This window comes from Pedobacter sp. UYP1 (assembly GCF_040547305.1).
GTDB lineage: Bacteria > Bacteroidota > Bacteroidia > Sphingobacteriales > Sphingobacteriaceae > Pedobacter.
In genome coordinates this window covers 100352-111325 of record NZ_JBEPPL010000013.1, presented here as the reverse complement: position 1 = coordinate 111325, position 10974 = coordinate 100352, and the positions used below count along the sequence as shown (strand labels likewise).

The window sequence follows — 10974 nt, the reverse complement described above, 5'->3', positions numbered from 1 at the left end:
GCGTTACCGGATTCAGAACTTGCATTACCAGATTCAGAACCTGCATTACCGGATTCAGAACTTGCATTACCGGATTCAGTTACCGGATTTCGAACTGATATTTACCAGATCCGGTTTCATAAACCTGGCTGATCTTTTTACCATTATAATAAACAGCCTGATTTCCTGATATTGGAAAAGAAATCGTTGAACTGCTATTTGCAGGAATGGTCACGTTATAAATAACCGCCTCCCCTTTTCTTTTCCACGAAGAAATGATTTTCCCATACGGTCCATCATGACTCGCTTCAAAATGCGTTAACCCCGTAACAAAATTTGGCGCCAGGATTACATTTTTGAATCCAGGCTGTTTCTCATCAACTTTAATTCCTCCCAATCCTTTGAAAAACCAACCACCGATTTCTCCAAACATCATATGGTTCAAAGAAATATCACGTTCCGCTTTAATATTCCAATTCTCATAAAGTGTCGTTGCTCCATTTACAATCCACCAACCCCAGGAAGGATAAGTATCCTGAGCCGCCAGTTTATAAGCAGTTTCTGCCTGACCATGATCACTTAATGCATTCAAAATTGCTTTTGCTCCTAATACACCAACATCCAGATGCATCCCATCTGCAGCCACTCTTTTTGCCAGGTTGGATGCCACTTTATCCTGAAGTGCCGCAGGAACTATTCCCCATTGTAATGCAACACTTAATTCGGTTTGCAAACCACTACCATAAATCCCGGTCGATTGATTCAGATATTTGTCATTGATTGCTTTCTTAATTTTATCTGCCAGTGCACTGTAAAGCTGAGCATCGTCAGTTTTGCCAAACAACTTTGCCGTTTTAGCCAGAATAGTAGCATCTACATAATAGTAAACTGAAGAGGTATATTCTAAAGGAGATGAAGACTTTACTGGAACCCAGTCCCCTCTTCCATAACTCGTTAATCCGGAAGGACTGATCTGAGTAACATAATTTACATAGCTCTTTATATTGTCATAACAAGCCGCTAATAATTTAGAATCTCCGTAAAACTGGTAAATATCCCATGGAATTATAGCGATTGTACTCGTCCAGTCCGTTCCGTTTGCAGTACCATAACCCCAGCCACCAGTAGGAATGATATCAGGTAATACTCCATTAGGCTGCTGCTCATCCCGATGATCAGCAAGCCATTTTTCATAAACAGTGATCCCGTCAAAATTATACAAACCCGTTTCGACAGCAAAATGCCCATCCCCGGTCCAGCCATTCTTTTCCCGCTGCGGACAATCTGTAGGGTAACCATATAAATTTGACAGGTACGAATTATTTGTTGCCCACCATAACTTATCAATCAAAGGATTAGAAGAACTAATCTGGCCAGCTACCGGAACATCACTGTGCATAAAATAGCCCGTAATACTTTCCTTTTTCAATTCTACGGGCTTACTGCTCACCACCTCTACATATTGAAATCCTTTATAGTTAAATCTGGCCATAAACTCTTCGTAGCCTTTTCCATTCAAGATCAAAATATCTGTTTGAAAGGGATCTTTTTTATCTGCCGGGCGGTGATAAACATCAATATTAGAAAGATCAAGACGGCCGTCCGGATACAGTCTTTCCCCATGTTTAATCTGTATTACTGTTCCGCTTTCACCTTTTACTTTAATCTTGCTGACCCCGGCGATATTTCTGCCCAGATCAAAAACATAAGTCGTATCGTTAAATTTCTTCACCGATACTGCCGGAATAGTTTCAATACTGCGGATCGGGTGCATCGCCTGGCTAACAATATTTTTAGAAGGTGCTGCACGCAAAGTCACATCTGCCCATTTACTGGCATCAAAATCCACCTTGTTCCATCCTGGTTGTTCCAAACGTGCGTCATAATGTTCAGCAGTATAAATGCTGTTAAAAACCAGTGGCCCGCTATGTGTTTTCCAACTGCCATCAGAAGTTACGGTTTCCTCAGAGCCATCCTGATAAGTAATCCGCAGATCCAGGCAAAACGTTGGCCTTGCCCTCCAGGGTGCTTTATCAAAGTTCCATACTGCTAAAGACTGGTGATTATACCAACCATTTCCAAGCAAAACGCCAATTGTATTTTTACCAGCCTTCAAATTAGCTGTTACATCATAACTCACATATAAATTTCTTCTGTCAAAGCGGGTATACATCGGATCAAGACGGTGATTACCAACTTTTTCACCGTTCAGATAAAGTTCATATAAACCTGCTGCAGCAATATAAGCTCTGGCAGATTTTATCTTTTTCGGACTTTCAAATACTTTTCTGAAATATGGCGCAGGTAATATATTTACCTCATTCCGGTCGCTGATCCAGGTACCTTTCCAATTGGACATTTTTACCATTCCAGTTTCAAAACTGGCAATTTTGGCGACTCCTGGTTTTCCATCTTTATCCCAAACTTCTACCTGCCAGAAATATTTGGTAAATGGTTTTAACACATCTCCGTTATAAAGCAGTAATGCGGCAGAAGAATTAACCTTTCCAGTGTTCCATAAAACCTTTTTTTGTTGAAGTAAAGCCGATGAATCTGTCCCGAACGTAACCCGGTAAGCAGTTTGCCTGGCTCCCTGACGCGTATCAGAAAGCAGCCAGGAAAGCCTTGGTTTTGGCGCATCAATACCAATCGGATTTACTAAATGTTCACACTGTAAGCCACCGGGCGATACAATTTCATTACTAAGAGGAGCCACAAAACTATCTGCAACTGATTTGGCACTTCCAAAAGCAAGTGCATTAAAACCAAAAATCAAAAACAGGGAAGAGCTAATACTTATTTTCTGACAAAACTTCATAATTCTTAGTTCGTATGCGTTGTATAATATTTTAATTCAATTAAATCATTCGGAATCGGTTTTCTATTCCAGCATTGATGTATCGCCAGGGCTGTCCCTATAGCGGTAGCCTGTGCCATGGAGGCAGCGAAAACTTCGACATCAGGAAACAATAGCGCTAACATATTCATATAAATTGTATTCTTGCTAAAACCGCCATCTACAAAAATCCTTCTTACGTTTTTTGCATCCATCACTAAGCTGGAGGATGCCCTTTGCTGCAAAGCAAGATCCAGAATAAACTGGTGGTAAGCAACTGTATCAGCTGGGAAAGAAGAAAGATCACGTGTAGAAAAAGCAGACTCTTTGCCTAACGGAAGTTCCAGCTCTTTTCTTTCTTTCATCCCCTTCAGCAACTCATCAGTAATGTTTGCCTCATATTTCATATGCCGGTAACGGCCAATATTTTGCTTAAAATGAGCAGCAATCCGTTTCACTTGCTGTTCATGCTCATAACCTGCAAAAATCCGGGATGCTTTGACAGGTTTCCCTTTATATTGCAAATAACAAAGACAATCCTGTGCCAGCTCTGTTGGCGTAAGTACGGAATCATTGAATGGATTCATCGTAATACACCAGGTTCCGGTAGAGATCAATACAAATGGTTCATGAAAATTAATCAGATAGGGAATTAATGCCGCAGAACTGTCATGCAAACCAATTCCTACTTGATACTGGTTACCTGGAAATTCTGAAGGAAATACTTGATCAGCCGGAACAACGGGCGCCAGTTTCTGATCCAGCCCCTCCTTCTTAACCCAGTCATGATAGTCATTCCGCTTAAAATCCCAAAGTAGTGTATGACAGCCAATACTTGTCAGGTCTGAATATTCAATACCAGAAACCAGGTAACTCAGGTATTGAGGAAGATGCAGGGCATACCTGATTTGCTGATACAATTCGGGCTTCTCTTTTTTAATGCGGTACAACTGCATTCCTGAATTCAGACTTCCTAAAACAGGGGATGCAGTAGCTGCAGAAACAGTTTCCTGACCACCATAAGCCTCATAAAAACCGGCTTCTAATTCTTTAGGATAAGCTTTCAGATAATTATACAATGGCGCCAGCGGTTTTCCATAGGCATCAATATATACAAAGCTGGCTCCATAAGTAGAAAAGTTAATCGCCTTAATCTCAAATTCCTTGCGCTTTAATATTTCGCGCAAAGAATCAAAAACAGAAAGTCTTAAACTCTCCAGATTTTCACAAGGATCACCATCCTCATCATACATTTCTATAAAACGGGCCGAACGTTCAAAAACTATTTTATAATCTTCATCAAAGAGGAAAATCTTTTTATTAGTCTTTCCAACATCAAAAACGACAATAACCGGAATTGTACTCATTATAAACCTGTAGCTATGGTTTTCGCGCCCCTGGCTGCAATCAGCTTTTCTCTGACTTTCAAGGTGCGGTATAATGCTAAAGGCTGAGCAGCGCCCCCGCTTCTTAACCTTGCTTCCTGCACAATCGCTCTCGCATCTGTACGGAAAGCATGCTGCAGAATTTCCTGGCACTTCACCGTATCGTTTTCCTGCTGCGCAATAGACAATGCTTCTTTATCTACTAACAAAGCCTGCGTATAAGCCAGCATAATTGCTTCTACAGATTGCAGTAAATCTTCTAAAGGATCTTTCACATTGTGCGAAGCATCAATCATCCAGCCTAAGCCTGTTGCATGGTCTATTCCTTTTGCATCCATACCTTCTATCAGTTCATTAAAAATAAGAAATAGCTGGTAAGGTTTCATACTCCCGGCAGTTAAATCATCATCTCCATACTTCGAATCATTGAAATGAAAACCGCCCAGCTTGCCTTCCATCAGTAAAAGAGAAACAATCTGTTCAATATTCGCATTCGGCAAATGGTGTCCCAAGTCGACCAGCGTATAAGCCTTAGGCCCTAATTTATTGGCGAATAACAAAGACTGTCCCCAATCCCCAACGGTAGTCGAATAAAAGTTGGGTTCAAAAGCCTTATACTCCACAAATAATTTCCATTTTTCTGGTAAGGCCGCATAAATTTCTTCCAGACTTTCAAGGGTATTCTGAAAAGCTTTTCTGAAATTCAACTGGCCAGGAAAACAAGATCCATCGGCGAGCCAGACCGTTAACGCATCCGACCCAAAGGCCACCCCTTGACGGATCACTTCAATATTGTGTGCAATGGCTTGTTTGCGTACTGATTTATTCACGTGCTGCAATGAACCGAATTTATAACTGTGCGCCTGCCCCGGCTGATCTTGAAAGGTATTAGAGTTCATCGCATCAAAACGAAGCCCATGATGATTAGCCAACGTTTTAACTCCTTCGTAATCATCTGTTTTATCCCATGGAATATGCAATGAAACTGCTCCACTTGATTGATTTAGCCGATGGATCAGCCCGATATCCTCTATTTTCTCTTCCAGACTGCGCGGTTCTCCTCCACCAGAGAAGCGGCCAAAACGTGTTCCACCAGTCCCCAGTGCCCAGCTTGGAATCCCAATCTGGAATTGAATCAACTTAGAAATTATATTTTCAATCTGCGGATTTTCTGCCGCCGCAAAATCGAATCTGCGTTGATGTTCAGTTTCCAGCTCCTGGTTATGCGCATCTATCTGATATTTTTCTATTTCCATTTTCTTCAATTTATCTGACGAAAGCCATAGCCACGCCACCATCTACATTTAATACATTCCCGGTAGATTTATTTAAAAGTCCACCTACAAAAACTAAACAGGCATTTGCAATATCTTCTGGAAGGATAATCTTATCCAGCAACGTTCTTTTCGCGTAAAAAGCAGGCAACTCTTCTACTTTGACACCGTATGCTTTTGCCCGGCCTGCAGCCCAGTCTCCTTCCCATATTTTACTGTCTGAAATGACCGCATCCGGATTCACGACATTCACTCTGATCTGATCTTTTCCTAATTCGGCAGCATTTAATCTGCTCAGGTGAAGTTGTGCAGCCTTAGCTGATCCATATCCCGCATTATTAGGCCCTGAAACTAACGCATTTTTGCTGACAATATTTAAGATATCTCCACCAATTGCCTGTTTGCGCATCATTATTACTGCTGTTTGTGTAATTTTAAACTGCCCCTTAACCAGTACATCATATAACAAATCCCAATCTTTCTCGGTATGCTCTTCAATCGGTTTGGAAATTGATAATCCAGCACAGTTGACCACGATATCTACTCCACCAAAAGCCAGCGCTGCTGTATCAAATGCTTGTTGAATAGCTTCATTTTTAGTCACATCCAGCAATGCAGTGGTATAGGCGTCTTTCCCGTATAAATGACTAAATTCCTGAGCCGCCTGTGCTAAACGGTCGCTGTCATTGTCATTGATAATCACGACAGCTCCCTCTTCTACAAACTTTCTGGCGATCGCCTTACCAATTCCTCCTGCGCTACCAGTAACCAGTGCAATTTTACCCGATAAGGCTTTTGGCTTTGGCATTCTTTGCAGCTTCGCTTCTTCAAGCAGCCAGTATTCAATATTAAATGCCTCCTGACGTGGCAATGAGGTATAAGAGGAAATTGCTTCCGCTCCCTTCATCACGTTAATCGCATTGATGTAAAACTCTGCTGCCACACGTGCGGTCTGTTTATCTTTGGAGAAAGAGAACAGTCCAATTCCCGGATAAAGGATAATAACCGGATTGGCATCACGCATCGCCGGACTATTTTCATGTTTACAGGTTTGATAATACTCAGCATACATTTCCCGGTAAGCTACAAAAACCGGAGCAAGCAATGCTTTAAGTCCTTCAGTGTCCGAAAGGTCTGCTTCTGCATCGAGGGTTAAAACGAGCGGACTGATTTTGGTCCGTAAAAAGTGATCCGGGCAGCTTGTCCCTAATGGAGCAAGTCTTGCCAGATCATTCGAGTTAATAAATTCAAGGACTCTTACATCATCTGTAAAATGTCCGATCATATGACGCTCAGCAGAACAGAATCCGCGTAAAATGGGCGATAAAATTGCCGCTTGCTTTTCCCTTACCGATTGTTCAGGTGAAGCAATTTTCTGCCCTCCGAATATTGGGCCCTTTTTCTCATAATTAGCTTCCAGATAATCCGCACAAATCTCTATGACTTCCAGCGTGTTCAGGTAACTTTCATAAGCGGTATCTCCCCAGGTAAATAACCCATGAGACCCGAGCATAACCCCCCTGATTTCCGGATTTTCATCCAGACATTGTTTTAATTGCAAGCCCAGGTCAAACCCTGGCTTCTGCCAGTCTACCCAGCCAATTTTGCCTTTAAACAAATGGTGTGTAAGCTGCTTTCCATCTTTAGCTGCTGCAATTGCGATTGCAGCATCCGGATGCAAATGATCAATATGTTTAAAAGGGAGAAATCCATGCAAAGGGGTATCTATTGAAGGTGCTTTAGAGTTTAAATCATAAATACAATGGTTAAAAAGCGCTACCATTTCATCTTCCTGATCTAAACCTTTATAGATATTTTTTAAAGCTCTCAGCCGGTCTACATATAACGCAGCCAAACCATTACGCTTTAAGGTACCAATATCTCCACCTGAACCTTTAATCCACATGATCTCGGTTGTTTGACCAGTTAGCGGATCAATTGCATCTGCTTTGCAGGAAGTATTGCCGCCACCATAGTTTGTGAGACGTAAATCTGCACCTAATAAATTTGAACGGTAAAGTAATAAGGCCACCTCATCCCCTGCTAACTTCGCAGCTTCTGTTTCATCCCATAAATAACTTACGTGTTTAAAACGGTCTCTTTCTTCGAACATAGTATAGAATATTTTTTACTGTTTAGATTTTTTTTATGACTATTTAATTGAATTTCCATATCCCACAATCAGGATAGAAGCGATAATAAATACAATACCAACCAGGACAGTTCTGAATGTTTTCCGCGATACGGCCTTCCATTCATTTAATACTAATCCCCAAACATTGGCGACCAGGATAATAAAGGCCATATGCAGAATCCAGGAACTGGCACCATTGCCTAATTTACTTTCGCCCATTCCGTAAAAAAAGAATTGCAGAAACCAGGTGATCCCAGCCAGTGCAGAAAAAACATAGTTCTTCAGCAATGGCGTTTCTTTATTTGTATAATCTTTGAAGGTTTTATTCTTGGCATTCAGCAGCATACACCAAATAAAATTAGTGGTTAATCCTCCCCATAAAATCACGATATACGTTACATTATTTTGAAAAAGGAATTCACCCTGATCAGGATGGAGCGCCTTCCATAAATGGTTAGCCTCATGGGCCATATCTTTTCCTGCATCAATACCGAAGGCGAAACATGAACTCAGTATTCCTGAAATCACTGCAACAGTTAAACCTAATCCTATTTTGAATTCTGCACTTTCTTTGGTTTGTTTTTGTGCGGTAAGATCTTTTTCTTTCATCATCCCCGCTTTCCCGCAGATGATAATACCTACGATACAAACCGTCAGTCCTACAAGGACCAGCTGGCCCCAGGGACTCGATATAATTTCGGTAAAAGTATCTTTGCCAGCCTTGGGATAAAAATCATAATATACTGAAGGCATCAATGCACCAAATACAGAACTCATCCCCAAGATAATAGAGCTGCCTAAAGAGACCCCAAGATACCGTACACCGAGACCAAAAGTAAGCCCCCCTATTCCCCATAATATGCCAAAGAAATAAGTTAAACCTATAATTGCAGTGCTGGTGTGTTTGATAATTTCAGCAAAATCAGGAATAGTTAAATACGCTGCCAGAGGTGGCACAATCAACCAGGAAAAGATCCCGCCCACTATCCAATAGCTCTCCCAGGCCCAGCCTTTAACTTTTTTATAGGGGATGTAAAAGCTACCAGAGGCAAAGCCCCCGATAAAATGGAATATAACTCCAAAGATGATCTGCATAAATTTATATATCTGGTTAGAATAATTAAGCGATAATACTGCTTTAAAATCAGCTAACTGTTATTAACTGTCCTGCTCTACCCTAAATTTATGCAGAAATAACTAAGATTATAAATTCATCAAATAATTATGTATCATTTCTTTCATCAACTGGATTTCCTCAGCCAGCACTGGTTTATGCGCATCCTTTCCCAAATCATCCCATTTCCGCAGCTTAACATACAGCGGCAAAAGTGGATCTTTTTCATATTCAGCAGCCTCTTCAGCAGTCATTTTTCCTCCCTGAAATTCCAGCGTGATCTTGCTGACTTCTGACAGCTCCTGGTAATAAGCAGGTTCGGCATAAACAAGATATTTCTTGGCAGCTACATGACTAGATACTAAATCGGCCATTTGTTGAGGAAAACCCAGATCCAACAGGAATTTACCTCCCAGCTCATCATGATGCTGAGTTCCATAAATATCCATTTTTTCATCACCCTCCAGAAAATGGCCAATATCATGCAAAAAAGCTGCAATGATAACTTCATCGGCTTCACCTGTTTGTTGTGCGAGTTGCGCGCATTGCATCATATGCATCGTCATACTCACACTTTCACCATATTCCTCGCCACCAAGGGTTTCATATAAGTCAAATATGCGCTCCACTGTATCCTGTACCTGCTGTTGTTCCATAATGATTAGCTTCTGAATAATAAAAGCAGGCTAAAATTCAGCAATTCATATGAACAGAAATTAAACACTATGTTATCAATAAATGGTGTGGAAGATGCCTTTTCAATCGGGATAATAGTTTCTTCGTTGACGTTTCCATCTTTGCCATTGGTAACTTGATTCTTTTATAAGAAACCAGCCTTAACTATAAGAGCTATAGCTAGCTTATGGCTTCAGATGCACATGATAAGGTGTCAACATTAAGCTTTTGTTAAATCATCCCCCACCTCTATAAATACTTAATACGGTGCTTATCTTTGCACCGAAGTACAAGTGCTACTCTCAAAAGCAGGGGGCTGAATGATGGCAGCACCAGAAGGTTCGATTCCTTCCTCTGCATCTAGCCCGATTTTTTCAAGGGCATCAAAACTAAAAGATCAGCCTTATGAAAATAAGACTGATCTTTTAGTTTTGATTAATGATACAGACTCTTGAATCCAGTTAAAACTTGCTTTATAATTGATTTTCAGCCAACTCTTTAATCTTCTCATTCATTAATATAAACCCTCTTTTGGTGTTGTTATTAAGCTGTCCCTTTAAAAACGGAACTAATATCCCTTTGAATTTTTCACTTTGTAAAAATGTCGTTGTTCCGTCACCATTATCCACCAATTCAAACTGATGTTCGCCATCAAAGATCCCGGAGAATAAAAGCCGGCCAATCCACCTGAACTCTTTATTCGTTTCAAAAGCCAGAACTTTAGGTTTAAAAGTCATGCCACTTGCATCAGGCGGTGCGATTTGTACGGTAATCTGGTTCCCAACCTTAACTTCTCCCTGAAGAGATTTGATAAAAGGATTCCATTTCGGATAGTTATCAAAATCAATTAATATCTTCCAAACCTGCTGAGGTTTTGCGTGAATCAGAATTGCTGTTTTAATTTCTGTTGTTATCATCAGACCTTTATCTTATCGTATTATGAATTACTGATACAAAGGTCTTCAATAACAAACTAAACCCACTTGATAAAAATCAAGAGTTTACAAAAGTTGTTTTTTCCTGATCCTGCTAAATGTTTCAGGAGTCATCCCTAACATGGAAGCGATATATTGTAAAGGCACCTGGTTAAATAGCTCCTTATGCTGTTCGAAAAACAAAATATACCGTTCCTCTGCCGTCATCGAGAGATGCGCAAAAACCCGGTCTTCCAGCGTAGTAAAACACCGGGTGAGGAATAATTTTTCTAACTCACGCCATTTGGGCACAAGCTTCCCAATCCGGTTATAATCATCTCTGCTGATCGTATACAATACCACATCAGTCAGCGCCTGAATATTCCACCGGGCAGGAACATCAAAAATAAATCCTGCCAGATCCGTTAGAAAATAATTTTGGGTACAAATCCATTGCGTCACCTCTTTATCAGGCGTGACTGCGAAAACCCTTAACAAGCCAGCTTGTACAAAGCTTAATTTATCGGCAGGTTTACCAGCAGACATGAAATAATCTCCTTTGCTCAGAGCCGAGCGTTTAAATAACGAACTAATCTTTGCTAAGTCATCTCCCTCAACCTTGCCAAAATAGGCTATAATATGTTTTTCAAGCGCTGTCATTGA

Annotated in this window: 8 protein-coding genes; all 8 read right to left on the bottom strand. The window is 40.8% G+C overall.

Translation table 11 applies throughout. The annotated features are described in order from the left end of the window. Window positions 1–79: 79 nt before the first annotated feature. Complete coding sequence (locus ABIB30_RS21135) at window positions 80–2797, bottom strand: alpha-L-rhamnosidase (RefSeq protein WP_354305036.1); 2718 nt, start codon at window positions 2795–2797, stop codon at window positions 80–82. Between the two features lie 5 nt (window positions 2798–2802). Then, entirely contained in the window at window positions 2803–4182 is a 1380-nt protein-coding gene (locus ABIB30_RS21130) for an FGGY-family carbohydrate kinase (protein WP_354305035.1), read from the bottom strand. Continuing rightward, complete coding sequence (locus ABIB30_RS21125; RefSeq protein ID WP_354305034.1) at window positions 4182–5456, bottom strand: sugar isomerase; 1275 nt, start codon at window positions 5454–5456, stop codon at window positions 4182–4184. Before ABIB30_RS21125 ends, ABIB30_RS21130 begins: the two co-directional genes overlap by 1 nt. Before the next feature lie 10 nt (window positions 5457–5466). Continuing rightward, entirely contained in the window at window positions 5467–7587 is a 2121-nt protein-coding gene (locus tag ABIB30_RS21120) for a bifunctional aldolase/short-chain dehydrogenase (RefSeq protein ID WP_354305033.1), read from the bottom strand. Between the two features lie 39 nt (window positions 7588–7626). Beyond that, window positions 7627–8703: an L-rhamnose/proton symporter RhaT gene (gene rhaT, locus ABIB30_RS21115; protein WP_354305032.1), complete on the bottom strand. Its 1077-nt coding sequence runs from the start codon at window positions 8701–8703 to the stop codon at window positions 7627–7629. Between the two features lie 108 nt (window positions 8704–8811). After that, window positions 8812–9378, bottom strand: coding sequence for an HD domain-containing protein (locus tag ABIB30_RS21110; RefSeq protein ID WP_354305031.1), 567 nt, complete (start codon window positions 9376–9378; stop codon window positions 8812–8814). 492 nt (window positions 9379–9870) lie between these two features. After that, the gene (locus ABIB30_RS21105; protein WP_354305030.1) at window positions 9871–10314 is read right to left on the bottom strand and encodes an SRPBCC family protein; all 444 of its coding nucleotides are present in this window, start codon (window positions 10312–10314) and stop codon (window positions 9871–9873) included. An 84-nt stretch (window positions 10315–10398) separates the two neighbouring features. Beyond that, the gene (locus ABIB30_RS21100) at window positions 10399–10971 is read right to left on the bottom strand and encodes a Crp/Fnr family transcriptional regulator (protein WP_354305029.1); all 573 of its coding nucleotides are present in this window, start codon (window positions 10969–10971) and stop codon (window positions 10399–10401) included. Window positions 10972–10974 lie beyond the last annotated feature (3 nt).

What these genes read in the sequence shown, in the direction of transcription:
- ABIB30_RS21110 (WP_354305031.1), bottom strand. Translation starts at nt 9,378, where the DNA reads ATGGAACAACAGCAGGTACAGGATACAGTGGAGCGCATATTTGACTTA.
- ABIB30_RS21120 (WP_354305033.1), bottom strand. Translation starts at nt 7,587, where the DNA reads ATGTTCGAAGAAAGAGACCGTTTTAAACACGTAAGTTATTTATGGGAT.
- ABIB30_RS21135 (WP_354305036.1), bottom strand. Translation starts at nt 2,797, where the DNA reads ATGAAGTTTTGTCAGAAAATAAGTATTAGCTCTTCCCTGTTTTTGATT.
- ABIB30_RS21105 (WP_354305030.1), bottom strand. Translation starts at nt 10,314, where the DNA reads ATGATAACAACAGAAATTAAAACAGCAATTCTGATTCACGCAAAACCT.
- ABIB30_RS21125 (WP_354305034.1), bottom strand. Translation starts at nt 5,456, where the DNA reads ATGGAAATAGAAAAATATCAGATAGATGCGCATAACCAGGAGCTGGAA.
- ABIB30_RS21130 (WP_354305035.1), bottom strand. Translation starts at nt 4,182, where the DNA reads ATGAGTACAATTCCGGTTATTGTCGTTTTTGATGTTGGAAAGACTAAT.
- ABIB30_RS21100 (WP_354305029.1), bottom strand. Translation starts at nt 10,971, where the DNA reads ATGACAGCGCTTGAAAAACATATTATAGCCTATTTTGGCAAGGTTGAG.
- rhaT (WP_354305032.1), bottom strand. Translation starts at nt 8,703, where the DNA reads ATGCAGATCATCTTTGGAGTTATATTCCATTTTATCGGGGGCTTTGCC.